This window comes from Kocuria varians (assembly GCF_006539885.1).
Taxonomy (GTDB): Bacteria; Actinomycetota; Actinomycetes; order Actinomycetales; family Micrococcaceae; genus Kocuria; species Kocuria varians.
Genome location: NZ_BJNW01000002.1, coordinates 154,335 through 179,074 on the forward strand (window position 1 = coordinate 154,335; position 24,740 = coordinate 179,074).

Annotated in this window: 23 protein-coding genes and 1 riboswitch; of the genes, 13 read left to right on the forward strand and 10 right to left on the reverse strand. The window is 70.1% G+C overall.

Annotated elements, in window-relative coordinates; all coding sequences use genetic code 11:
* Positions 1-71: 71 nt before the first annotated feature.
* The 4 genes from KVA01_RS01920 to KVA01_RS01935 all read right to left on the reverse strand — a co-directional run bounded on the left by KVA01_RS01920 (position 72) and on the right by KVA01_RS01935 (position 4,367).
* Positions 72-1,466 (reverse strand): short-chain fatty acid transporter, encoded by a 1,395-nt coding sequence (locus KVA01_RS01920; RefSeq protein WP_141268687.1) that lies wholly within the window; start codon positions 1,464-1,466, stop codon positions 72-74.
* 305 nt (positions 1,467-1,771) lie between these two features.
* A complete protein-coding gene (locus KVA01_RS01925) occupies positions 1,772-2,962 on the reverse strand; it encodes an acetyl-CoA C-acetyltransferase (protein ID WP_068467791.1) in 1,191 nt (396 codons plus the stop codon).
* A complete protein-coding gene (locus KVA01_RS01930; protein WP_141268689.1) occupies positions 2,959-3,636 on the reverse strand; it encodes a CoA transferase subunit B in 678 nt (225 codons plus the stop codon). The genes KVA01_RS01925 and KVA01_RS01930 overlap by 4 nt, the downstream gene beginning before the upstream one ends.
* A complete protein-coding gene (locus tag KVA01_RS01935; RefSeq protein WP_141268691.1) occupies positions 3,633-4,367 on the reverse strand; it encodes a CoA transferase subunit A in 735 nt (244 codons plus the stop codon). Before KVA01_RS01935 ends, KVA01_RS01930 begins: the two co-directional genes overlap by 4 nt.
* A gap of 156 nt (positions 4,368-4,523) precedes the next feature.
* On the opposite strand from KVA01_RS01935, the gene KVA01_RS01940 reads away from it, so the two are divergent.
* Positions 4,524-5,372, forward strand: coding sequence for an IclR family transcriptional regulator (locus KVA01_RS01940; RefSeq protein ID WP_141268693.1), 849 nt, complete (start codon positions 4,524-4,526; stop codon positions 5,370-5,372).
* A gap of 5 nt (positions 5,373-5,377) precedes the next feature.
* On the opposite strand, the gene KVA01_RS01945 is transcribed toward KVA01_RS01940, so the two are convergent.
* A complete protein-coding gene (locus KVA01_RS01945; protein WP_068467782.1) occupies positions 5,378-6,130 on the reverse strand; it encodes a 3-hydroxybutyrate dehydrogenase in 753 nt (250 codons plus the stop codon).
* A gap of 117 nt (positions 6,131-6,247) precedes the next feature.
* A riboswitch (SAM riboswitch) is annotated at positions 6,248-6,334 on the forward strand.
* Between the two features lie 14 nt (positions 6,335-6,348).
* On the opposite strand from KVA01_RS01945, the gene KVA01_RS01950 reads away from it, so the two are divergent.
* The 8 genes from KVA01_RS01950 (at position 6,349) to KVA01_RS01985 (ending at position 14,907) form a co-directional block, all read left to right on the forward strand.
* Positions 6,349-7,560 carry a cobalamin-independent methionine synthase II family protein gene (locus KVA01_RS01950; RefSeq protein ID WP_068467780.1) on the forward strand — a complete coding sequence of 404 codons (1,212 nt, stop codon included), beginning with the start codon at positions 6,349-6,351 and terminating at the stop codon, positions 7,558-7,560.
* 328 nt (positions 7,561-7,888) lie between these two features.
* Complete coding sequence (locus KVA01_RS01955; RefSeq protein WP_068467778.1) at positions 7,889-9,316, forward strand: MFS transporter; 1,428 nt, start codon at positions 7,889-7,891, stop codon at positions 9,314-9,316.
* Positions 9,317-9,555: 239 nt separating this feature from the next.
* Positions 9,556-10,779, forward strand: coding sequence for a thiolase family protein (locus KVA01_RS01960; RefSeq protein ID WP_068467775.1), 1,224 nt, complete (start codon positions 9,556-9,558; stop codon positions 10,777-10,779).
* A gap of 79 nt (positions 10,780-10,858) precedes the next feature.
* Positions 10,859-11,578, forward strand: a complete 720-nt coding sequence (locus tag KVA01_RS01965) for an enoyl-CoA hydratase/isomerase family protein (RefSeq protein ID WP_141268739.1) — start codon at positions 10,859-10,861, stop codon at positions 11,576-11,578.
* Positions 11,575-12,441 (forward strand): 3-hydroxyacyl-CoA dehydrogenase family protein, encoded by an 867-nt coding sequence (locus KVA01_RS01970; RefSeq protein WP_141268695.1) that lies wholly within the window; start codon positions 11,575-11,577, stop codon positions 12,439-12,441. Before KVA01_RS01965 ends, KVA01_RS01970 begins: the two co-directional genes overlap by 4 nt.
* A gap of 140 nt (positions 12,442-12,581) precedes the next feature.
* Entirely contained in the window at positions 12,582-13,415 is an 834-nt protein-coding gene (locus KVA01_RS01975; RefSeq protein WP_233438724.1) for a hypothetical protein, read from the forward strand.
* A gap of 171 nt (positions 13,416-13,586) precedes the next feature.
* Positions 13,587-13,880: a hypothetical protein gene (locus tag KVA01_RS01980; RefSeq protein ID WP_141268697.1), complete on the forward strand. Its 294-nt coding sequence runs from the start codon at positions 13,587-13,589 to the stop codon at positions 13,878-13,880.
* A gap of 193 nt (positions 13,881-14,073) precedes the next feature.
* On the forward strand, positions 14,074-14,907 hold the full coding sequence (locus KVA01_RS01985; protein WP_068467819.1) for a hypothetical protein: 834 nt from the start codon (positions 14,074-14,076) through the stop codon (positions 14,905-14,907).
* 81 nt (positions 14,908-14,988) lie between these two features.
* Here KVA01_RS01985 and rraA read toward each other — a convergent pair whose 3' ends face one another.
* Both rraA and KVA01_RS01995 read right to left on the reverse strand, forming a co-directional pair.
* A complete protein-coding gene (gene rraA / locus KVA01_RS01990; RefSeq protein ID WP_141268699.1) occupies positions 14,989-15,456 on the reverse strand; it encodes a ribonuclease E activity regulator RraA in 468 nt (155 codons plus the stop codon).
* Positions 15,457-15,582: 126 nt separating this feature from the next.
* Complete coding sequence (locus KVA01_RS01995) at positions 15,583-17,055, reverse strand: helix-turn-helix domain-containing protein (protein ID WP_141268743.1); 1,473 nt, start codon at positions 17,053-17,055, stop codon at positions 15,583-15,585.
* A gap of 331 nt (positions 17,056-17,386) precedes the next feature.
* Here KVA01_RS01995 and aceA point away from each other — a divergent pair, with 331 nt between their 5' ends.
* On the forward strand, positions 17,387-18,673 hold the full coding sequence (aceA, locus tag KVA01_RS02000; RefSeq protein ID WP_068467815.1) for an isocitrate lyase: 1,287 nt from the start codon (positions 17,387-17,389) through the stop codon (positions 18,671-18,673).
* 351 nt (positions 18,674-19,024) lie between these two features.
* On the opposite strand, the gene KVA01_RS02005 is transcribed toward aceA, so the two are convergent.
* On the reverse strand, positions 19,025-19,456 hold the full coding sequence (locus KVA01_RS02005; RefSeq protein ID WP_141268745.1) for a hotdog fold thioesterase: 432 nt from the start codon (positions 19,454-19,456) through the stop codon (positions 19,025-19,027).
* Positions 19,457-19,691: 235 nt separating this feature from the next.
* Between KVA01_RS02005 and paaZ the strand changes: the two genes are divergently transcribed.
* The 3 genes from paaZ (at position 19,692) to KVA01_RS02020 (ending at position 23,574) form a co-directional block, all read left to right on the forward strand.
* Positions 19,692-21,824, forward strand: coding sequence for a phenylacetic acid degradation bifunctional protein PaaZ (gene paaZ / locus KVA01_RS02010; RefSeq protein ID WP_141268701.1), 2,133 nt, complete (start codon positions 19,692-19,694; stop codon positions 21,822-21,824).
* Positions 21,821-22,315: a GNAT family N-acetyltransferase gene (locus tag KVA01_RS02015; protein ID WP_068467765.1), complete on the forward strand. Its 495-nt coding sequence runs from the start codon at positions 21,821-21,823 to the stop codon at positions 22,313-22,315. Before paaZ ends, KVA01_RS02015 begins: the two co-directional genes overlap by 4 nt.
* Before the next feature lie 71 nt (positions 22,316-22,386).
* On the forward strand, positions 22,387-23,574 hold the full coding sequence (locus tag KVA01_RS02020) for an ATP-binding protein (RefSeq protein WP_141268703.1): 1,188 nt from the start codon (positions 22,387-22,389) through the stop codon (positions 23,572-23,574).
* A 12-nt stretch (positions 23,575-23,586) separates the two neighbouring features.
* Here the strand turns inward: KVA01_RS02020 and KVA01_RS02025 are convergent, their stop codons facing one another.
* Complete coding sequence (locus KVA01_RS02025) at positions 23,587-23,979, reverse strand: GNAT family N-acetyltransferase (protein ID WP_082810232.1); 393 nt, start codon at positions 23,977-23,979, stop codon at positions 23,587-23,589.
* Positions 23,980-24,001: 22 nt separating this feature from the next.
* A complete protein-coding gene (locus KVA01_RS02030) occupies positions 24,002-24,652 on the reverse strand; it encodes a TetR/AcrR family transcriptional regulator (protein ID WP_068467756.1) in 651 nt (216 codons plus the stop codon).
* Between the last annotated feature and the right edge of the window lie 88 nt (positions 24,653-24,740).

The following is a 24,740-nucleotide window of genomic DNA, read 5'->3' on the forward strand; positions in this document are numbered from 1 at the left end:
AGACCCCACCGGACATGACGAACGGGCCCGCGCAACCATCGTGTCGCGCGGGCCCGTTCGCCGCGGCGTCGTCAGGCCCCCGCGCCCACGATCAGCATGGTCGCACCGAAGACCACCCCGGACACCAGGAGCACCACGGTGGTGTAGCCCAGGATGTCCCGGATTCGCAGACCCGCGATGGCCAGCAGCGGCAGGGCCCAGAACGGCTGGATCATGTTGGTCCACTGGTCCCCGTAGGAAACCGCCATGATGATCACGGCGGGGTCCACGCCGAGGCGTGCCGCGGCGTCGAGGAGGATGGGCGCCTGGATGGCCACCTGTCCACCGCCGGAGGGCACGAAGAAGTTGACCAGTCCGGCCGAGAGGAAGGACAGGAAGCCCAGAGTCTGGGGCGAGGCCACCGCCACGATCGAGTCCGAGAGCACCTTGATGAGCCCCGTGGCGGTCATGATCCCCATGATCCCGGCGTACAGGGGGAACTGCAGCAGGATGTCCCCCACGTTGGAAGCCGCGTTCTTCACGAGGGCCATGACCTCGAAGGCGTTGCGGGAGAGCAGGAAGATCAGCCCGAGGAACATCCAGTTCACGATGTTCAGGGTCACCGTCCCGCCCTTGGCGAAGTGGATCACCAGGTACGCCACGAGCGCGAGCCCCACCAGCAGGGTGGGGATACGCGAGGCGTCCAACCGGTCCGCCGGCGCCTCCACGACCGGTGCGGCAACCCGCTGCTCGGACTGCGCGAAAGCCTCCGCCGTGACGCGGTGGGTCGGCGAAACCGCCCGGGGTGCGATCAGCCACAGCGCGAGCGCCACGAGAACCACGGTGGCCACCGTCGCGGTCATGTTCCACCAGGAGAACGTGGTCTCGGAGACCGGGATGATGTGCCCCACCTGCTTCTCGATGAAGGAACCGGGCGTGGCGGCGGTCAGCGGCCCGGAGCCGGAGTAGCCCATGTGCCACACCACGAAGCCGGAGAAGCCGGAGGCGACCAGCATCGGGAAGCTCACCGGGGTGCCGCGGCGCGCGAACTCGGCCGCCACCTCACGGGCCAGCAGCCCACCGACCACGAGACCGAAACCCCACGTGATCAGCGAGGCCACCGCGGCAACCACGAAGACGAACACATAGGCCGCGAGCGGTGACCGCGGGATGGCGGCCAGCCGGGCGAGCAGCGCCCGCACCGGGCGGGTGCTGGCCAGGGCGTGGCCCAGCAGCAGCACGAGCGCCATCTGGGTCATGAACTCCAGGAGCCCCGAGAGCCCCTTGCCCCACCCCTCGACAACGGTCACGGGCCCGGAGTCCGTGAGCACCAGCGCCATGACACCGACCACCAGTGTGAGGACGATGGCGAAGATCAGCGCAGAGGGGATGAACCGCTCCACCACGTAGTTCACGGGCCTCATCGCCCGGGCCAGGACGGGCTCGGACGACGCTGCGGGACTGGTAACCCGACGGGGAGCACTCATGACGGATCCTCTTCTTCGTTGACGAGGGATGACGGGTGAAAGGCGACGGACCCGGCAGCGGCGCGAGCGCGGCGTCGTCGCCCCCGGCTGGCGCGCTGTGGGGTGGAGCAAAGGCAGGATGGAGGCCGAAAATCGGCCTTTGCTCCGTTAATGCAGAGGGGGTCGATCTCGACACGGTGTCGAAAAACGGTTCTTGCTCCGTTGGTGCAGCGGAGCCGAGCGCGGGGAGGTGCCGATGGAGCTGGTGGCCCGCCCCGCAGCACGGGACGGGCCACCAGCCGGCCGTCAGCGAAAGAAGCGCGGCCTCAGCGGCTCAGCAGCAGCGCCTCGCCCTGACCGCCGCCACCGCACAGAGACACGGCGGCCTTGCCGGAGCCCCGGCGGGCCAGCTCCATCGCGGCGTGCAGCGCGAGCCGAGCACCGGAGGCCCCGATGGGGTGCCCCAGGGCGATCGCGCCGCCGTGGCTGTTGACCACGTCCATGTCCACCCCGAGGTCCTTCACGGACTGCACGGACACCGCCGCGAAGGCCTCGTTGATCTCGATGAAGTCCAGCTCGTCGGCCGTCCACCCCGACCGGGAGAGCGCGTGCTCGATCGCGCGCGAGGGCTGCGAGTGCAGGGACGTGTCCGGGCCGGCGACCTGCCCCGGCTTGCCCACCACGGCGAGCCAGTCCAGCCCGTGCTCCTGCGCATACCCGCGCGTGGTCAGCACCACGGCGGCGGCGCCGTCGGAGATGGGCGAGGAGTTGCCCGCGGTGATGGTGCCGTCCTTCGCGAACGCGGGGCGCAGCCCGCCGAGGCTCTCCGCGGTGGAGTCCGGGCGCACGCCCTGGTCCTCGGAGACGGTCACGGGGTCGCCCTTGCGCTGCGGGATCTCGATCGGTGCGATCTCGTCCGCGAACAGGCCGTCGCTCTGCGCCTTCCCGGCGAGCTGGTGGCTGCGCGCGGCCACCTCGTCCTGCTCCGCGCGCCCGATGGAGCGCTCCGTGTTGCCGGTCTCGGTCAGCTCGCCCATGGCCACACCCAGCGCGGAGTCCACCAGACCGTCGTGGGCCAGCGAGTCCGCGAGGGTCATGTTTCCGTAGGCCTTGCCCTTGCGTGCACTCAGGGCCAGGTGGGGTGCGTTGGTCATGGACTCCATGCCGCCGGCGACGACGACGTCCGCCTCCCCCGCGCGGATCATCCGCGCCGCCTCGGTCACGGCCACGAGCCCGGAGAGGCACACCTTGTTGAGCGTCATGGCGGGCACGTTCATGGGCAGTCCGGCCGCCACGGCCGCCTGCTTGGCGGGGTTCTGACCGTTGCCGGCCTGCACCACGTTGCCCATGTAGACGTGGTCCACGTCCTCGGGGGCCACGCCGGCACGCTCCAGCGCGTGGCGGATGGCGTGCGCCCCCAGGTCGACGGCGCTCAGGGACGCGAGCGCCCCCAGCAGCTTGCCCTGCGGGGTGCGCGCCCCGTTGACGATCACGATGTCACTGGCGTTCTCGGTCACTGTTCCTCCTGAACGGGTACGGATTCGGGGGTCACGTCCACCAGGTCCACCCGGTAGGTCGCTTCGGTCTTCTGGGCCACTTCTGCTTCGCTCACGCCCGGGGCCAGGGTGCGCAGCACGAGCCCGGCGTCCTCGACGTCGAACACGCACAGGTCCGTGATGATCCGGTCCACCACGCCCACCCCGGTGAGGGGCAGCTCGCACTCGTGCTTGAGCTTGGCGGAGCCGTCCTTGGCCACGTGCTCGGTGAGCACCACCACCCGGGGCGTGCCGGCCACGAGGTCCATGGCGCCGCCCATGCCCTTGACCATCTTGCCCGGAATCATCCAGTTGGCCAGGTCTCCCCTCTCGGAGACCTGCATGGCACCCAGGATCGCCATCTTCACGTGTCCGCCGCGGATCATCCCGAAGGACGTGGCGGAGTCGAAGATCGCGGCCCCCGGCTGCAGGGTGATGGTCTGCTTGCCGGCGTTGATGAGGTCCGGGTCCTCGTCCCCCTCGTACGGGAACGGGCCCATGCCCAGCACACCGTTCTCGGACTGCAGCACCACGCTCACCCCCGGCGGAAGGGTGTTGGCCACGAGCGTGGGGATGCCGATCCCCAGGTTCACGTAGTCCCCGTCCGCCAGTTCCGACGCCGCGATGGCCGCCATTTCGTCCCGCGTCCAGCTCATGCCGTCGCTCCTTCGTTCTCGGCCGCGCCCTCGGGCCGTGGCCGGACGGTGCGCTGCTCGATCTCCTTGGGCGCCCCGGAGTACTGCACCACGTGCTGCACGTACACCCCCGGGGTCACGATGTGGTCCGGGTCCAGATCACCGGGTGCCACGATCTCCTCGACCTCCGCGAAGGTGATCCTCCCTGAGGCCGCGCACACAGGGTTGAAGTTGCGCGAGGTGCGGCGGTAGACCAGGTTGCCGTCCGTGTCCCCGCACCACGCGTGCACCAGGGCGACGTCCGCCACGATCCCGCGCTCCTGCAGGTAGGTGCGGCCGTCGAACTCCGCAGTCGGTTTGCCCTCCGCCACGGGGGTGCCCACGCCGGTGGCGGTGTAGAACGCGGGAATCCCCGCACCGCCCGCGCGCAGCCGTTCGGCGAGAGTGCCCTGCGGGGTGAACTCCACCTCGAGCTCACCCTCGAGGTACTGCCGCGCGAACTCCTTGTTCTCCCCCACGTAGGAGGCGAGCACCCTGGAGACATGCCGGTTCTCAAGCAGCAGCCCCAGCCCCTTGCCGTCCACGCCCATGTTGTTGGACACCACGGTGAGGTCCTTCACGCCACTGTCCCGCACCGCCTCGATGAGGTCCCGGGGGATCCCCGAGAGCCCGAAGCCTCCCACCGCGAGCGTCATACCGTCCCGTAGCGTCTGCGCCAGCAGCTCCGCCACGCCCTCCCTGACCTTGGACATGCCACCCCTTCGCCTTGTGCACCTGTGTGATCTGCCTCTCAGGGTAGGAACGGTTCACATCCTGGTCAAAGGTCAGCCCGACATCTCGCGGAACACGCCACATTCTGGAAAACTGACGACAGATTGACCACATGGTGGACACCACGGGAGGGCGCTGTGACAGGTTCCGAGGAACGGGCCCACCCGCGGCGAGCGCCGGAAAGCGAGCCGACGACGACGCCGGGTGCCCAGGTGGTGGGCCGCGTCGCCGCGGTTCTGCAGGCCGTGGCCACCACGGAGCACGGCGGCAGCACCGCGGGGATCGCCCGCCGCACCGGACTCACCCGCCCCACCGCGCACCGGCTGCTCTCCGCGCTCGTCCACGAGGGAATGCTCGACCGCACCCCCGCCGGCGAATGGGTGCTCGGCTTCGAGCTGACCATCCTGGGTGCGGTCGCCGCGCAGCGCTACCCCGCGCAGGACCTCGCCACCCCGCACCTGCACATGCTCGCGGAAGCCACCGGGGAGTCCGCCTTCTTCTCCGCCCGCCGCGGGGACGAGGTGATCTGCCTGGAACGCGCAGAGGGCTCGTTCCCGGTGCGCTCCCACGTGCTGCACGAGGGGCTGCGGCTGCCCCTGGGCGTCGCCTCCGCGGGGCTGGCGATCCTCGGACACCTCCCCGAGGACCAGATCGAGGCCGCACTGGCCGCGACCCGCCAGCGCCGCGCCGAGCTCGGCACCCAGCACGACGACGCCCACGTCCGCCGCCTCGTGGGGCACGTCCGCGAGCACGGCTGGTCGCTGAACCCGGGCCGGATCGTGGAGGGCTCCTGGGGCATGGCGGCCGCGGTGTTCGACGCCTCGGGCCAGCCCCGCTACGCGCTCTCGCTCACGGGCATCGAGTCACGCTTCCGCCCGGCGCGGCAGCGGCAGCTCGGGGCCGCACTGCTGGACCAGGCGCACCGGCTGAGCACGGCGCTGCGGACGGGCCAGGCGACGTCGCCCGGCCCGTCGGTCGGCCGGTGAGCCCGTCAGGACGCGGTCCAGCCGCCGTCCATCGTGTAGGACGAGCCCGTCATCATCCCCGCGGACGGCCCGGCGAGGAACGCGATCAGCTCCCCCACCTCCTCGGGCTCCACGAGGCGCTTCACGGCGGCCTCGGTGAGCATGATCTTCTCGACCACCTCGTTCTCCGGGATCCCGTGGAGGGCGGCCTGGTCCTTGATCTGGCGGTCCACCAGCGGGGTGCGCACGTAGCTGGGATTCACGCAGCTGCTCGTGACACCGTGCGGTGCGCCCTCCAGCGCCACGGTCTTGGACAGCCCCTCCAGCCCGTGCTTCGCCGCGACGTAGGCGGACTTGAAAGCGGACGCGCGCAGCCCGTGGATCGAGGACACGTTGACCACCCGGCCCCAGCCACGCTCGTACATGTGCGGCAGCGCGGCGCGGATCAGCAGGAACGGGGACTCGAGCATGAGCGTGAGGATCCGGTGGAAGTCCCCCGGGTCGAAGTCCTGGACGGGGGCCACCTTCTGGATCCCCGCGTTGTTCACGAGCACGTCCACGTCCAGGGTGAGCTCCGCGAGCGCGGCGGTGTCCGTGAGGTCCACGGCCCACGCCTCGCCGCCCACCTCCTCCGCGACGGTCGCCGCGGCGTCGGGGTCGATGTCAGCGACCACCACGTGGGCGCCGTCGCGGGCCAGCGCGCGCACGGCGGCGGCGCCGATCCCGCTGGCACCGCCCGTCACGAGTGCCTTCGTGCCGTCAAGGGGTGCTGTGGACATCTGCGGGCTCCTTCGCCAGGGGTCGCTCCCCCTGACACCTGACACAGGGGGTCTTGCTCCCAGGATAGGCACGCTGTGATTCGTCCCACCCCCGCCGCGTGCTGTTGGATGGAGGGGCACCCATCCAGAGCGGCCCAGAGATCTGGCTCGTCCAAGCCGCAGCAACCGGATCACACCCGGTGCTAATGCCAGAACCGATGGAAAGGACGCGGCACCCCATGCCCCACAACACCGACCGGATCCAGACGACCCACGTGGGTTCCCTGCCCCGCACGCCCGAGCTGCTCGCGGCGAACACGCGGTTCCAGCAGGGCGAGATCGACCTCGCGCAGCTCGGCCAGGCCCTGGACGAGGGCGTCACGGAGATCGTGCGCACCCAGCGTGAGATCGGCATCGACATCGTCAACGACGGCGAGTACGGCCACACCACGTCCGGCGCCGTGGACTACGGGGCCTGGTGGAACTACTCGTTCCACCGCCTGGGCGGGCTGACGCCCACGGACGAGGACCGCTGGCAGGACACGGCGAAGCACCGCTCGAGTCCCGGGCACATCGTGCTCACGACCTTCCAGGACCGCCGGGACCGCGAGCGCTTCCGGGACGCTTACGAGGACCCCACGGCCGGTGTGCTCGCGCACCGCAACGCGGTCTCCCAGCCCAAGATCACCGGCCCGCTGACCTACACGGGCCAGGAGGCGGTGGCCGGTGACATCCGCCGCGTCAAGGACGCCATGGCCGCGAACGGCGCCACGCAGGGCTTCGTGGCGGCGCTGTCCCCCGGCTCGTGCGCCCGTGTGAAGAACGAGTACTACACGACCGACGAAGAGCTGGTCTACGCGTGCGCGGACGCGATGCGCGAGGAGTACCGGGCCATCGTGGACGCCGGGCTGACCGTGCAGATCGACGACCCCTCGATCGCCGAGTCCTGGGACCAGATCAACCCCGAGCCCACGGTCGAGGACTACCTGGACTTCACCCGCCTGCGCGTGGAGGCCCTGAACTACGCCCTGCGCGGGCTGCCGCAGGAGCAGGTCCGCTTCCACCTGTGCTGGGGCTCGTGGCACGGCCCGCACACCACGGACCTCGAGCTGAAGTACCTCGTGGACCTCATGCTCACCATCAACGCGCAGGGCTACAGCTTCGAGGCGTCGAGCCCCCGCCACGGCCACGAGTGGAAGGTCTGGGAGGACCACCCGCTGCCCGAGGGCAAGGTGGTCTACCCGGGCATGGTCTCCCACTCGACCAACGGCGTGGAGCACCCGGAGCTCGTGGCGCAGCGCATCGAGCAGTACGCCTCCGTGGTGGGCCGCGAGAACGTCATCGCCTCCACGGACTGCGGCCTGGGCGGGCGCCTGCACCCGCAGATCGCGCTCGCCAAGCTCGGCTCGCTGGTGGAGGGCGCGCGGATCGCCTCGCAGCGCCTCTTCTGAGCGGCTCCTCAACGGCGGGCGCCGGCGACGACGACGACGCCGCACCGCCCCGCCCACGGTCCCGGCACCTCCGCGGAGGGGCCGGGACCGTGGCGTGTCCGCCGCGTGCGGCGCGGCAGGCAACCCGGCCGCCGCACGGCGTCGACGTCGGCGCACACCACACGCAACCCGGCGGCGTCGTAACATATACGATTTAATACACGACACGGTGACGCGGCTCACACCCGTGCGTACACTCTGCTTTCAAGACCAATCGGTCGGTTATTGCATTCAGGCCCCCGCCTCTGGCACCACGGACCCCTCGGCCCGAAGATTCTGGAGATCCACCATGGCATCCACCACCGCGCCCGCCACGCCGGCGCACACCATGACCCGCGAGGAACGCAAGGTCCTCGCGGGCACGCTCGTGGGCACCACCATCGAGTGGTACGACTTCTTCATCTATGCGCAGGCCGCAGCCTTTATCCTGGCCGCGCACTTCTTCAACCCGCTGGGTGCGGAGAACGCGCAGCTCGCCCAGGTCGTCTCGTGGGCGTCCCTGGGCATCAGCTTCCTGTTCCGCCCGCTGGGCGCGATCGTGGCGGGGCACATCGGTGACCGCTTCGGCCGCAAGGTCACGCTCGTGCTGACCCTGTTCGGCATGGGCGCGGCCACCACGCTGATCGGCGTGCTGCCCACGTACGAGCAGATCGGCATCACCGCACCCATCCTGCTGGTGCTGCTGCGCATCCTGCAGGGCTTCTCCGCCGGCGGCGAGTGGGGCGGCGCGGCGCTGATGTCCGTGGAGCACGCGCCCGTGAACAAGCGCGGCCTCTACGGTGCGTACCCGCAGATCGGTGTGCCCATCGGCATGCTCATGGCCACCCTGTTCATGTTCGGCCTGAGCACCGCCCTGACTCCGCAGCAGTTCGAGTCCTGGGGCTGGCGCATCCCGTTCCTCTTCTCCATCGTGCTGATCTTCGTGGGCTGGCTGATCCGCCGCTCCGTGGACGAGTCCCCGGTGTTCCTGGCCATGCAGCAGCGCGCCAAGGAGTCCTCCGCGCCGCTCGGGCAACTCTTCCGCAGCAACTGGCGCGAGGTCGTGCTGGCCGCGCTGATCTTCGCCGGCAACAACGCCGCGGGCTACCTGGTCATCGCATTCTTCGCGTCCTACGGGACCAAGGTGCTGCACATGTCCCGCCCCGAGACGCTCGTCGCCTCCCTCGTGGGCGGCGTCGGCTGGCTCATCTTCACCATGCTCGGCGGGTGGATGTCGGACAAGATCGGGCGCAGGCTCACGTTCCAGATCGGCTACGCCATCATCATCCTGTGGGCCGTGCCCATGTGGTGGCTGCTCAACACGGCGTCCCTGCCGCTGTTCGCGCTGGCCATCTTCGTGCTGACCATCGGCCTGGGCCCCTCCTACGGCCCGCAGTCCGCCATGTACGCGGAGATGTTCCCGGCCCGCGTGCGCTACTCCGGCGTGTCCATCGGCTACGCCCTGGGCTCGATCATCGGCGGCGCGTTCGCCCCCATGATCGCGGAGCTGCTGCTGGCCCGCACCGGCCACGCCTGGAGCATCGGCGTGTACATCGCGCTGATCTCCCTGGTGTCCTTCATCGCGGTGTGCTTCGTGAGGAAGTCGGACCAGGGCAAGGACCTGCACGTCGCGGAGGTGCACGAGGAGTACCTCCGCACGCACCCCGGGGAGCACGTGCCCGCCGTCGCCGGTGAGCCCGAGGAGGGCCCCGCCGTCGCAAGCGACCCCCGGCACTGACGCCGCGCCCGCGGCACCCGGCCCCGTGAGGGGCAGGCGCCGCGGGCACATCGCCCCGCAGCCGGAACTACGGCCACGGGGCGGCACGACCACCCGGGAACCGGCCCGGCATCCCGATGGATGCCGGGCCTTCTCCTCACCCGCCCCCGGCGCCGCGTCACCGATTGACGCAGGTCACACGATCGGGGAACCTGAGCAGTGAACGATCGGTCAGTAATCCGCCCCAGCCAGGAGTAGCCATGTCCTCCATGCCCCAAGCCTTCCTCGTCGGAGGCGCCCGTACACCCGTCGGCCGCTACGGCGGCGCCCTGTCCTCCGTCCGCCCGGACGACCTCGCGGCCCTGTGCCTCCGCTCGGTGGTCGAGGACGCCGGGATCGACCCGGCGCTGGTGGACGAGGTGATCCTGGGCAACGCCAACGGCGCCGGGGAGGAGAACCGCAACGTGGCCCGCATGGCGTGGCTGCTCAACGGCTACCCGGACACCGTCCCCGGCATCACCGTGAACCGCCTGTGCGCGTCCGGGATGTCCGCCATCACCCTGGCCTCGCAGATGGTCAACTCCGGTGCCGCGGACGTCGTGGTCGCCGGCGGTGTGGAGTCCATGTCCCGGGCGCCGTGGGTCATGGCCAAGCCCACCACGGCGTTCGCCAAGCCCGGCGAGGCCTTCGACACCTCCATCGGCTGGCGCTTCACCAACCCCGCGTTCCTGGACGGGCCTCTGTCCCGCGACGGCAAGATGACGTACTCCATGCCGGAGACCGCGGAGGAGGTCGCCCGCGTGGACGGCATCACCCGCGAGGACGCCGACGCCTTCGCCGCCCAGTCCCACGAGAAGGCCCTGGCGGCCATCCGCGCCGGGCACTTCGAGCGGGAGATCGTGCCGGTCGAGGTGAAGGGCCGCAAGGGCGCCGTGACCGTGGTGGACACGGATGAGGGCCCGCGCGAGGGCTCCACCGTGGAGGTCCTCGCCACGCTGCGCCCGGTGGTCGCGGGCGGCTCCGTGGTCACCGCCGGCAACTCCTCCTCGCTCAACGACGGCGCCTCCGCCGTGATCGTGGCGAGCGAACGGGCCGTGACCAAGTACGGCCTCAACGCCCGCGCCCGCGTGGTGGCCGGCGGCTCCGCCGGTCTCGCGCCCGAGATCATGGGCCTGGGCCCGGTCCCGGCGTCCCAGAAGGTGCTCGAGCGCGCGGGCTGGGCCGTCGAGGACCTCGGCTCCGTGGAGATCAACGAGGCCTTCGCCACCCAGTCCCTCGGCTCCATCCGCCGCCTGGGCCTGGACCCGGAGATCGTCAACCGGGACGGCGGCGCGATCGCCCTGGGCCACCCCCTCGGATCCTCCGGGTCGCGGATCGTGATCACCCTGATGGGTCGCATGGAGCGCGAGCGCACCGGCAAGGGCCTGGCCACCATGTGCATCGGCGTGGGCCAGGGCGCCGCCCTGCTCGTGGAGCGGGTGTGATCCGGCCGTGACGAACGAGAACACCCCTCCGTGGGCCGAGGACTTCCAGGCCCTGCGCGTGGCCGAGACCCCGGACAGGATGCACGTGGCCCTGGACCGCCCGGAGGTGCGCAACGCCATCGACGAGGTCATGGTGGACGATCTGCACACCGTGTGCGGTCACCTGGAGCGCGAGCCGAAGATCCTGGTGCTCAGCGGCACCGAGGTGAAGGGCAAGGGGATCTTCGCCTCCGGCGCGGACATCGCCCAGCTGCGCGAGCGGCGCCGCGAGGACGCCCTGCGCGGCGTGAACTCGCAGCTCTTCGACCGGATCGCCAAGCTGCCCATGCCCGTGATCGCGGCGCTCGACGGCTACGCCCTGGGCGGCGGCGCGGAGCTCGCGTGGGCCGCGGACTTCCGGATCGGCACGCCCCGCGTGAAGGTGGGGCAGCCGGAGACCGGGCTGGGCATCATCGCCGCGGCGGGTGCGCTGTGGCGGCTCAAGGAGCTCGCGGGCGAGGCCCTGGCCAAGGACATCCTCATGGCGGGGCGCATCCTCTCCGCGCAGGAGGCCCTGGACGCGCGGCTGATCACCGAGATCCACGAGCCGGAGCAGCTGCTCGCCGCGGCGGACGCCCTCGCGGACCGGATCGCCGCGCAGGATCCGCTGGCCGTGCGGATCTCCAAGCGGGTCTTCGCGATGCCCCGCGAGGCACACCCCCACGTCGACGAGCTGGCACAGGCCGTCCTGTTCGAGTCGCAGGCGAAGTTCGACCGCATGCAAGCGTTCCTGGACCGCAAGAAGGAGTCGAAGAAATGACCGAGAGCACCAAGAGCACCGTTCCCGCGACCGTGGGCGTGCTGGGAGGCGGGCGCATGGGCGCGGGGATCGCCCACGCGTTCCTGATCTCCGGCGCGCACGTGACCGTGGTGGAGGTGGACGCGCAGGCTGCGGAGGCCGCCAAGGAGCGCGTGGAGTCGGACCTCGCGAAGTCCCTGGAGCGCGGGAAGATCGACGGCAACCTGGACGTGTGGACCGAGAACTTCGCGGTCAGCGTGGACTACGCGGACTTCGCGGACTGCGAGCTGGTGGTCGAGGCCGTCCCCGAGCTGTGGGACCTCAAGGTCTCCTCGCTGCAAGAGGTCGAGGCCAACCTCTCCGAGGGCGCGTGGCTCGCCTCGAACACGTCCTCGCTGTCCATCGACGGTCTCGCCGCCGAGCTGCAACGCCCCGAGCGCTTCTGCGGCATGCACTTCTTCAACCCGGTGCCGGCCTCGAAGCTCGTGGAGATCGTGATCGGCGAGCGCACCGGTGACGAGTTGCGGGAGCTCACGCTGCAGTGGGTCGCCGGGATCGGCAAGACCCCGGTCACGGTCAACGACGCCCCCGGCTTCGCGTCCTCGCGCCTGGGCGTGGCCCTGGGGCTGGAGGCCATCCGCATGGCCGAGGAGGGTGTGGCCTCTGCGGAGGACATCGACAACGCCATGGTGCTCGGCTACAAGCACCCGGTGGGCCCGCTGGCCCTCACGGACATCGTGGGCCTGGACGTGCGGCTCGGGATCGCGGAGTACCTGGAGTCCGAGCTGGGACCGCGCTTCGCTCCCCCGCAGCTCATGCGTGACATGGTGGCCCGGGGCGAGCTGGGCAAGAAGTCCGGAAAGGGTTTCTACGACTACTCCTGAGCCCTGAGACCCCGTCTCCGCAGATCGGAGCGGGGTTGACGACGGCGGCCCGTCACCCGGCACCCCGGGCGGCGGGCCGCCGTGGGTCACGATTCGGTCACAGGTATTGCATTCGCAAATTAGGGCCGGAAGTGTGGTCCGTGTTCGAGATCGAAGAAGTCTCCCGACGAGAGGTGATCGAGATGCAGTCCAAGAAAACCCTGACCCTTGCCGCTACGGCCGTTGCCGTCCCGCTGCTCGTGGGGTGCGGACAGAACGCTCAGCCCTCCCAGGCCTCCGAGACCGCGTCGTCGGCGTCCCAGAGCTCGACCTCCAGCGCCGCCCCGGCACAGGGAACGCAGACCACGTCGGTCGACACCGCCGCCGGCACCACCGCGGACCCCGCGGCGACCTCCACGGCGAACGCCACACCCAAGCCCGCTGAGAGCAGCGCACCCCAGACCCTCCCCGAGGTGAAGGACCCGAACGCCGGCACGGATGCGGAGACCTCGCGCATCTCGGTGGACCACCCGAAGTTCGGCAAGCTCGAGATCGTCTCGTACCTGACGATCACCTCGGGCGGAGCCGCACCCTCCGAGGGCCTGCCGAGCTACGCCGTCTACCAGAACGGCCGCCCCGTGGGCTTCGTGTCCTCGCCCGAGGGCACCAAGGAGGTCAACTTCTCCAGCGGCAAGGCGCTGGCGGGACAGACCTGGGAGGTCGCCAAGGACCAGCCCGTGGACCGGTTCGGCAACGTCTACCTCTCCTACGACTCCGGCGTCACCGTGCTGACCCCCACGGACCAGGGCTTCGACTCCCACGGCACCATGCCCGGCGTCAAGGACTCCCAGTACCCGTTCTCCCGTGCGGGCCTGAAGATCGACGGTGCGGGCACCCCCACCGTCATCCAGAAGGTCGTGGACAAGGACGGCACGGAGACCGGCAAGACCGTGACCTGGAGCTGGGACGGCAACCAGTTCGTCCAGGACAAGTGACACCCGTCCCCGGCACGCCGTAGGAGCGCGTGCCGGGGACGGTCCGGGTGCCTCGCAGGACGACGGCGCCCGGCGCAGGAGGCGCGATCCCGCACGTGCGGGGTCGCGCCTTCCGCGTGCCCGGGTGAACTCCTCCGAGAACCGGTCACGATTCGATCACATGGTATTGCGATGGCAAACACACTGGCGCAGGGTGGAAGCTCGGGGGCCCGGCGCACCGCCGGGCACCACCAGCCGCAGGACTCGCGTCCTGGAGAGGTGATGACGATGCAGACCACCAGGATCACGACATTCGCCGCCGCAGCCATCGCGCTGCCCCTGCTCGTCGGCTGCGGCCAGGGCGCAGAGCCCGCCGCCGCCACGGACGCCTCCCCCTCCCAGGCCACCACCCAGGCGACGAGCACGACGGCGGAGGGCACGGCGTCGTCGTCGGCAAGGACCACAGGTTCACGGGCAAGACCGTGAACTGGACGTGGGACGGTTCGAAGTTCGTGGCGCAGAAGGCGTGAGCCCGGCAGCCGGCCGAGATCGGATGCCGCGGGGGCGGCCGGAAAAGCGGTCACGATTCGACTTCAGCTGGTTGCGATCGTAAACGTGCCGGCGGAGGGTGGATGTATTGGCGATCACAGAGATCTCCCCAACCGACGAGGTGACCGAGATGCACTCCACGAAGACCAAAACCCTGACCACCGCCGCCCTGGCACTCCCGCTGCTGGTGGGCTGCGGGCAGGCAGCGCAGTCCCCGCAGACCGCCGACGCGGCGTCGTCGCCCGCCGCGAGCCAGAGCGCCGGCGCGAGCAGCGAGGCGAGCGCGACGCCGAGCACCACGACGGACAGCCGGACGGCGTCCGCGGCTCCTGCGGAGCAGTCGACCGCACCCACTGCGGCGGCAACCACCTCCGCTCCGGCGGGGAGTACTCCGGCCTCACCCCCGAACTCGGGCGCCGCGGCCCCGTCCCTGCCCGCAGTCGATGATCCCTGCGCCGGGGTGTGCACCGTGACCGGGCGGTTCCAGGTGCAGCACCCCGTCTACGGGGCCATGGAGATCGTGTCCTACGAGCGGGTCGTGCACGCGGACACCGCTCCGCAGGGCAAGCAGCCGAGCTTCGCGGCGTACTGGAACGGGAAGCCTGCGAACTACGAGACCAACCCGGACGCGACGACCCTGGTCTCCTTCGGGCCCGCCCCGGTGATCGGAGACCAGACCTGGGACATCGCGGGCAAGACCCCCGTGGACCGGTACGGCAACCTCTACCTCAGCAGCGGGAGGGGCGTGACGGTGGTCTCCCCGACCACCACGGGCTACTCCTCGAACGGCACCATCCCCGAGGCGAACGTGTTCCCGTCCTACCCCCACGACCCGGCGGGGCTGCAGATCGACGCCGCGGGAGAGCCCACGATCATCGTCAAGGACATGGCGCGCGGGGGTGCCCCCACCGGGAAGATCCTCGAGTACGGCTGGAACGGCACCACGTTCGTGCAGAAGAAGTAGCACGAACCGTCCACGACAGGGACGGACGAAGGGCGCGACCTGGAGAGGTCGCGCCCTTCGCGTACGAGCCGGTCAACCGGCTCAGCGCTCCATGAGGATCCCGTCCTCGTCCGCCCACAGGGTCTTGCCGGGGCGGAAGACCACGCCGCCGAAGGTGACGATCACGTCCGTCTCGCCGTAGTCGTTGGGCGAGGACTTGCGCGGGTTGGTGCCCAGTGCCTTGATGCCGATCTGCAGCGTCCCGAGCTTCACACGGTCGCGCACCGGTGCGTTGATGACCAGCCCGGCCCAGCCGTTCTCCATGGCGGTGCGGGCCACGTTGTCGCCCAGCAGCGCGCAGTTCATGGAGCCCTGTCCGTCCACCACGAGCACTGCGCCGTCGCCCGGGGTGGCCACGAGCTTCTTGACGTCCATGTTGGACTCGTAGCAGCGCACGGTGCGGATCGGCCCGGTGAACTGGTGCAGGCCACCCACCGAGATGAACTGGCTGGTCACGGACTGCAGCTCGTCGCCGCGCTCGTCGTAGAGGTCGCACGTGGAGATGGACATGGCACTGGCCTTTCGTCGCGGACAAGGGGGCCGCGCGGCGTCGTCGTCCGGTGTGCGGCGCGCTACGCAGGAGCGCCCCGCACCGCAACCGCGTCGACCTACGCGGCAGTAGGAACGTGATGGACGTTACGCGAGGTCCCCGCCCAGTTCAACGGTCGGGGCGTGGCGCTGCAGGAAGCGGAAGACCTCGGTCTCGTCCACCCCGGGGAACGCCCCGGCGGGCATGGCCGCGAGCATGTGGGTCGCAGGCCGCGCGGAGGGCCAGGCCTGCCCGTCCCACAGCTCCGCGAGCGCGGGGGACGGCTGCTGGCAGCACGCGGGGTCCGGACACGTGGAGGTGCGGCGGTAGCTGGTGGCGCGGCCGCGGAACCACTTGACGTGCTCGTAGGGCACGCCGAAGGAGATCGAGAACTCCCCGTGCTCGGAGCCCTCCACACGCGCGGAGCACCAGAACGTGCCGTGCGGGGTGTCCGTGTACTGGTAGTGGGACAGCAGCCGGTTGGTGCCGGAGAACGCCTGGCGCGCGGAGAAGAACCGGCAGGCCCGCTGCCCCTCCACCGCGCCGCTGTGGTCCGTGGGGAACTGCAGGCCGTCGTTCTGCCAGGCCTTGTGGATGATCCCGGACGAGTGCACCTTCTCGAAGTGCGTGGGGATCTCGAAGTGCTGGGTCATCAGGTTGGTCATGCGGTGCGCGGCGGTCTCGTGGGAGACCGCGAAGGCGTCCCGGAGGTCGTCCACGGACAGCTCCCGCTGCGACTTCGCCCGGCCCAGCAGCTCCACCGCGGAGGCCTCCGGGATCATCATGGCCGCGGCGAAGTAGTTGGTCTCCACCCGCTGCTCCAGGAACTCCCCGTAGTTCGCGGGCCTGCGGTGTTCCAGGAGGTAGTGGCCCACCGCCTGCAGCAGCACGGACCACGGGGACCCGGCCCCCGAGCTGGAGGGCAGGTAGAAGCGCCGGTTGCGCAGGTCCGTGACGGAGCGGGTGGAGTGCGGCAGATCTGGGACCTGGTGGATCTCGAAGCCCACATGCTCCACGAGCCGGGACACGTGGTGCTCGGACAGCGGCCCGCCCGTGTGCTGGATGGCCGCCAGCAGCTCCGCGGCCATGGTCTCGATGCGTTCGAAGTAGTTGTTGACGCCCTGCATCCGGGCCCGCAGCTGCGTGTTGGCGCGCCGGGCCTCCTCCGGCGTGGCCGCCTGCTCCTCCAGGCGGTGGCCGAGCTGCTGCTGCAGTGCCGCGAGCGCCTCGAGCGTCTCCGTGCTCATCCCCGGTCCCACACGCACGGTGGGCAGTCCGAGTGCCGCGTACATGGTCCCGCGCTGGACCCGTTCCACCTGGATCTCCAGCTCCATGCGCCGGGAGGGGGCCTTGGAGCCCAGCAGCTGCTCGACCCCCATGTCCAGGGCCCCGGCGATCGCGGACAGCGCGCTCAGCTTGGGCTCCCGCTTCCCGTTCTCGATCAGCGACAGCGCAGACGGTGCCATCCCCGCCGTTCGCGCGAGCTCCTCGAGCGTGATCCGCATCCGCTTGCGGCGGTAGCGGATGCGCCGCCCCAGCACGATCGGGTCCGTGGGATCCCCCGCCTCCTCCGGCGGCACCTCGGGTGACGACGACGCCGCCCGCACCCCGGGTGCGCCGGTGCGCCCCGTGCGCGGGGTGGCCGGCGGCGTCACCCGGCCTGCGCGTGCGGCGGCAGCGTTGCCGGTGGAGGTGGGAGCGGCGTCGGCGGTGCGACGGCGCCTGCGGGGTTCTGTGTCCGGGGTCATAGTCCGAGTTTAGGAAAAACTTTCCCAGGCGTGAAGAAAGCGTTTTCTTCACACGAAAAACCTCTAGGCGCGGGTGCAGATCGCGGCAAAAGTGGAGCACATCAAGTTACCCGTGCGGAGCTTCCAGGAAGACCGCCGGCTCGACCGATCGAAGGAGACCGAGATGAGCAACGAGAACAGCAACCTGCGCACCGCCGACGAACTCGCCCGCGACTGGGAGGAGAACCCGCGCTGGGCGGGTGTGACCCGTGACTACGCCCCCGAGGAGGTCCTGCGTCTGCAGGGCTCCTTTCGAGAAGAGCACACCAACGCGCGCCGCGGCGCGGAACGCCTCTGGTACCTGCTCAACTCGGAGGATTACGTCAATGCTCTGGGCGCTCTGACCGGCAATCAGGCGGTCCAGCAGGTCAAGGCCGGGCTGAAGGCCATCTACCTCTCCGGCTGGCAGGTCGCCGGTGACGCCAACCTGGCGGGCCAGACCTACCCGGACCAGTCCCTCTACCCGGCGAACTCCGTTCCCCAGGTGGTGCGCCGGATCAACAACGCGCTCAAGCGTGCGGACCAGATCGAGCACGCCGAGGACGTCCACACCGTGGAGAACTGGATGGCGCCGATCGTCGCGGACGCGGAGGCCGGCTTCGGCGGGCCGCTCAACGCGTTCGAGCTCATGAAGTCCATGATCGACGCCGGTGCGGCGGGCGTGCACTGGGAGGACCAGCTGGCCTCCGAGAAGAAGTGCGGCCACCTGGGCGGCAAGGTGCTGATCCCCACCCAGCAGCACATCCGCACCCTCAACGCGGCACGCCTCGCGGCGGACGTGGAGGACGTCCCGAGCATCGTCATCGCCCGCACGGACGCCGAGGCCGCCACGCTGATCACCTCGGACATCGACGAGCAGGACGCCGAGTTCATCACCGGCGAGCGCACCCCGGAGGGCTTCTTCAAGGTCCGCAACGGGATCGAGCCCTGCATCGCACGCGCCAAGGCGTACGCACCGTACTCGGACCTGATCTGGATGGAGACGGGCACCCCGGACCTCGAGCTCGCCCGGCAGTTCGCCGAGGCGGTCCACGAGGAGTTCCCGGACCAGATGCTCGCGTACAACTGCTCGCCGTCCTTCAACTGGAAGAAGCACCTGGACGACGAGACCATCGCCAAGTTCCAGCGCGAGCTCGGTGCCATGGGCTTCCGCTTCCAGTTCATCACCCTGGCCGGCTTCCACGCCCTGAACTACTCGATGTTCGATCTGGCCCACGGCTACGCCCGCAACCAGATGAGCGCCTACGTGGAGCTGCAGGAGCGCGAGTTCGCCGCCGAGGAGCGCGGCTACACCGCCACCAAGCACCAGCGCGAGGTGGGCACCGGGTACTTCGACCTGGTCTCCCAGGTGGTCAACCCCAACTCCTCGACCATCGCGCTCAAGGGCTCCACCGAGAGCGCCCAGTTCTGATCCGCACCCCGCGGCAGGACTGATCCAGACTCGCGGAGGTCGGTGCACGGTCACCAGGCCAACGTTCTCCGGGCACCCGGCCTCCGCGTTCACCCCGTCCGCGGGAGGGGCTCCTCAGCCCTCCCGCGGACGACCAAGCGCCCCGGCGCCGCACCATGACGCGGCACCGGGGCGCTTGCGTGCCCTCTGGAGGCGGCCCGGCCCAGCGCCGTCGGGACCACGACGACGCCGCACCGGCGCGCCGACCCACCCCGCGGCGTCAAAACATCTGCGGCGCGACATGCCCGCTAAAACGGGCGGCTCCGCGTCAGATCGCGCCTCAGATGTCACTGCACCCGGTGCCCCGCGGCCTCACTCGCCGGAGGCGTCCTTGAGGTAGTTGGTGATGCGCACCGTGCACAGCCGCCGGCCGGTGTCGATGTGGGTGATGACCACCTCGTGGCTGGTCATGGTGCGGCCCAGCCGGATGGCGGTGGCCACGCCGCGGACCCGCCCGCTCTTCGCGGAGGCGTGGTGCGTGGCGTTGATGTCCGTGCCCACGGCCACCTTGCCCATCGTGGAGCCGTGGATCACCGCGGCCCACGAGCCCAGCATCTCCCCCAGCGCCACGGAGGCCCCGCCGTGCAGCAGCCCCAGCGCCTGCCGATTGCCCTCCACGGGCATGGTGGCGACCATCCGCTCGGCGGACTGCTCCTCCACCTCCACGCCCATCTTCCGGTCCAGCTCGCCGAGCTCGATGTTCAGGGGGTCGAACGACGTGCCTTTCGTCCCGCCCGACGGCATCTGCTGCTTGTTCTCCACGCGTGCGTCCGCGGGGGTGGGGTCCTCGTGCATCTCTGCTCCTCGTGTCGTGGGGCCACGACGCCGCCCGGGGCCGCGGCCCCGGGAGTCCCCGGGGCGGCGTCGTCGCCCGGGCGCTCGCGCCGAAAGACCATGGTGCCGCTGTGTGACCTAGGTTATCCTGGGGCGAATACTGACCGATCGTTCGGCTATTGACCTCGACACCCGGAGGACCAGCGTGAGCACCCAGACCCAGGCGCCCGACGCCGCACCCCAGATCCTGCCCAGCTTCGTGAAGGGGCAGTGGTGGCGGCCGGAGCAGCCCGAGCGCGTCGCGGACGTGCGGGACGCCGCCAGCGGGGAACTCGTGGCCCGCGTGAGCACGGACGGCATCGACACCGCCGGGGCCGTGGAGTACGGGCGCACCGTGGGACATGCCTCCCTCGGAGAGCTGCGGATCCACGACCGCGCGCTGATCCTCAAGCAGCTCGCGCAGTACCTGGGCGAGCACAAGGAGGAGCTGTACGAGCTCTCCTACGCGACGGGTTCCACCGCCAAGGACCACCTGATCGACATCGACGGCGGCATCGGCACGCTGTTCACCTTCTCCTCCAAGGGCCGCCGAGAGCTGCCCAACGCGAACGTGGTCGTGGACGGCGCCGTGGAGCAGCTCTCCCGGGACGGCTCCTTCCTGGGCGAGCACGTCTACACGCGGCTGCCCGGCGTGGCCGTGCAGATCAACGCGTTCAACTTCCCCGTGTGGGGCATGCTCGAGAAATTCGCGCCCGCGTTCATCGCCGGAGTGCCCAGCATCGTGAAGCCGGCGACCCCCACCGGCTACGTCACGGAGGCGTGCGTGCGGCTCATGCTGGACTCCGGGCTGCTGCCGGAGGGATCGCTGCAGCTGATCTCCGGCTCCGCGCGGGACCTGCTCGACCACCTGGACGCCCGGGACCACGTGGCCTTCACCGGTTCCGCGGCCACGGCGCAGTCCCTGCGGGCGCACTCGAACGTCCAGGAGAAGGGGGTGCGCTTCACAGCGGAGACGGACTCCCTCAACGCCGCCATCATGGCGCCGGACGTCACCGAGGACTCCCCCGAGTTCGAGGCGTTCGTGAAGTCGGTGGTCCTGGAGGTCACCGCCAAGGCCGGGCAGAAGTGCACCGCGATCCGACGGGTGATCGTGCCGCAGGAGATCCGCGGCGCCGTGGTCGAGGCGATCACGAAGCGCGTGGCCGAGCGCGCCGCCGTCGGCGATCCGCGCGACGCCGCCACGACCGTGGGTCCGCTTGCGTCCGAGGAGCAGTACTTCGAGGTGCTGCGCTCCGTGCGCGCACTGATCGACGCCGGTGCGAGCGTGGAGCTCGGCGGCCCGGAGGAGCTGTCCTCGGTCCCGGAGCACGGCGCGTTCTTCCCCGTGACGGTCCTGTCCTTCGACGACGCCCGCACCCCCGCCGTGCACGAGGTCGAGGCGTTCGGTCCGGTCACCTCCGTGCTCGGCTACTCGGGCGACGTCGCGGACGCGGTGGAGATCGCGGCGCTGGGCGGTGGCTCCCTGGTGGCCACCGTGTGCACGCACTCCCCGGAGCTCGCGGCGCAGTTCCTCTCCGGGATCGGGGCCCACCACGGCCGCGTGCTGTTCCTGGACCGCGACGACGCCAAGACCTCCACCGGCCACGGCTCCCCCGTGCCGCACCTCGTCCACGGCGGCCCCGGCCGCGCGGGCGGCGGCGAGGAGCTGGGCGGCGTGCGCGCGGTGAAGCACTACATGCAGCGCACCGCCGTGCAGGGCTCCCCTGACCTGCTCACCGGCATCACCGGCCAGTGGCACTGGGGGGCGAGCGCCACCACCGTGACCCGCGAGGACGTGGAGAACGGCACGGGCGAGCACCCGTTCCGCAAGTCCCTGGAGACCCTGCGGATCGGGGACCAGTTCGTCTCGGACCTGCGCACGGTGAAGCTCGAGGACATCCTCGAGTTCGCGGAGAAGACCGGTGACACGTTCTACGCGCACACGGACGAGGAGGCCGCCACGGCCAACCCGTTCTTCCCGCGCCGCGTGGCGCACGGCTACCTGCTGGTCTCGTGGGCCGCCGGGCTGTTCGTGGAGCCCTCCCCGGGACCGGTGCTCGCCAACTACGGGCTGGAGAACCTGCGCTTCATCACCCCGGTGACGTACGACGACGCCATCCGCGTGACCCTGACCGCCAATAAGATCACACCCCGCGTCACGGACGAGTACGGCGAGGTCGCCTGGGACGCCCGCCTGACCAACCAGAACGACGAGATCGTGGCCACCTACGACGTCCTGACCCTGGTGGCCAAGCAGTGGCCCACGCCGGAGAGCGAAGCGGGCCAGGACATGGCATGACGATCCACGTGGTGGACGCCTGCTGGGCGCTGCCGGATGGAACCCGGTGCCAGCCCAGCCGGGCGTGCCTCGAGGACGTCCCCGCGGTCGTGCGCCTCCTGGCGGACGATCCGCTGGGGAGCGCTCGCGAAGGCGGGGACATGGGCACCTACGAGCGCGCCTTCCAGGAGATCGACGCCGATCCGCACCAGTTCCTGACCGCCGTCCGGAACGACGCGGGCGACGTGGTGGGCACCATGCAACTCACGGTGATCCCCGGCCTGTCCCGCGGGGGCGCGCGCCGCCTGCAGATCGAGTCCGTCCGGGTGACCTCCACCCTGCGCCGCCAGGAACTGGGCGAGCGGATGTTCACGTGGGCGGAGACCGTTGCACTCGCCTCCGGGTGCTCACTGCTCCAGCTGACCACCGACACCTCACGGCCCGATGCCCACCGCTTCTACGAACGCCTGGGCTACCGCCCGTCCCACGTCGGTTTCAAGAAGCAGCTGTAGGGACCGGACCCGGCATCCCAGCTGTACTGACCTGGCACAATGACCAGAAGCGTTCATATACTTCTTTATAATTGAACTCCTTCTATAAAGGAGTATCCATGCAACGCTCCCCTTACACGCCGGGCGAGGTCACGACTTTCCTCCCTGGGCGGGAGACGCACATGCGTCGGCTGCGCTCCCAAATGCAGCTTGTAGCGGATGAGGGGGCGTTCATTGCCCGCCCGCGGGTGTTCGTGGGGAGCCGAGGGGTGGGAAAGACCTCCCTGCTGCGATACGCGCAGAAGGCCGCACGTGAACGAGGACTGGCCACGGTCTGGATCACCGCGGGCGACGCCGATCTCCTGCCGGTCCTGTCCGCAGAGCTGGAAAAGCTGACCGCGACCTGGCACTCCTCGGCCGCGCAGGAGATCACGTCCCTGATTCGGAACCTCGAGTTTTCCTTGAGCATCCCCGGGTTCGGAGTGAGCACCGGCCCGAGCCAGCGACCGGCTGCCGTGGAGGCCCCCGGTCAGGCGCTGGAAGCCCTGATCGCCGCCACCGCACGCACGCTGCACAAGGGCGGAGGGGGTCTGGCGATCTTCATCGATGAGTTTCGGACAGCCGATCACACCGCCCTGAAGGCTCTGGCCTACGCGTGGCAGCACCTTCGGTCCCAGGAAGGAGCTTCCGTTCCGGCCACGCTCGTCGGGGCCGGCCTCGGCCACACCTCAGATGTGGTCACGGATGCCGCCACCTTCGGTGAACGTTTCGAGTTCATCCGTTTGAAGGACCTCAGCCGGGACGCCGCGTACGAAGCCCTGGCGGGGCCCGCCGAGACCCTCGGGGTGACGTGGCATCACAGCGCCATCGAAGCAGTTCTGGAGAAGGCTCACGGCTATCCCCATTTCCTGCAGCTCTGGGCCCACGCCGCCTGGGAGGCAGCGGGCTCCCCCCACCCCGGCGGGATGATCACGCTGGGGGCGGTCGAGGCATCCGAGGACGAGGTGCACGATCAGCTTGACGTCTTCTACCGCACGAGGTGGGGCAAGGCCACACCCGCAGAACGTGAGCTGCTCCGTGCAGTGGCTCAGCAGACAAGCCCAACTCCGCGCAGAGCTGACGTTGCGGCAACACTCGGAAAACCGACCACCGCGATCAGCATGGCCCGGCGCTCTCTCATGGACAAGGGCATCCTGGACTCCCCGGGGCGAGGTCTGCTCTCTTTTACCGCTCCTGGTTTCAGTGACTACATCCTGGAGCACGAAGGAACAGAGGACTGACCCCCCACCTGCTCACCGCATGATCGCGAGCGTGGTGCACCCGAGGTCCGGGGTGGGGCGGAAGCCCAGCGAACGGTAGAGCGCGAGCACGTGGGCGTTCCGGGCGGCATCGTCAGTGGTGATGTACGTCTGGCGGATGTGCGCCGTCTCGGCCAGCACCTCGGCGAGCAGTGCCCGCCCGATCCCTCGCAGCTGGTGCCCCGGGTCCACCAGGAGGTCCTGGATGTACGCGACCGTGGCGCCGTCGCCCACCACGCGCGCCAGCCCTACGAGTTCGCCGTCCGCCCACGCCGAGACCACCAGCCAAGAGTTCTCGACCATGGGTCCGAAGTTCTCGGGGCGGCTCGTGTAGGTGCTCCACCCGACGGCGTCGTACAGGCGGATCAGCGCGGACGGGTCGATCATCCGGGAGCGTGAGAGTCGCACTCTAGCTGCGGAGCTCGGACGGGGGCTGCGTCCGCAGTCCCGAGAAGATGATCGTGACCACGGTGGCCGCGAGCTGGTCCACCGTGCCGGAGCGACCCGGCTGGTACCAGTCCACGATGGAGTTGACCATGCCCAGCATCAGGCGCGGGGCGGACTTCCCGGAGATGTCCGTGCGCAGCTCGCCGCGCTCCTGTGCCTGGCGCACCAGGTCCTCCACGGTGCGGGTCAGGTGACGACGCCGCTGCAGCGCCGCCTCCTCGACCTCCGAGTTCCCGCGCAGCCGCAGCAACAGGGTCACGTACGGCATCTGCGCCACGAGCACCCGCACGGAGCCGTCCAAGATCTGCTCAAGCTTGTTCACGGGGTCGCTGTCGTTCGCGAGCACCTCCGAGAACACGGCCTCCAGCGCATCCAGGGCGCGGTCCAGGGCCTGCCCGAGGATCGCCTCCTTGGACTCCACGTGGTGGTAGATCGCGGACTTGGAGATCCCCAGGTGCTTGGACAGGGTGCCCATGGAGGTGGCGTCGTAGCCGTAGCGGTTGAAGACGTCCACGCACACGGACAGCAGGGTCTCCCGGTCGTAGCCGGGACGCCCGCGCTTGGGCGCCGCGGCGGCATCGTCGGAAGCGGGGGGCTTGCTCTCGGGGGACATCTTCGTGCACCTCGACCTTCTGCCGGGAACGGAGTCATCAGGTTACCGGCTCGTCACCCGGGCCCCGTTCCCGCGGAGGTCCCTCAGC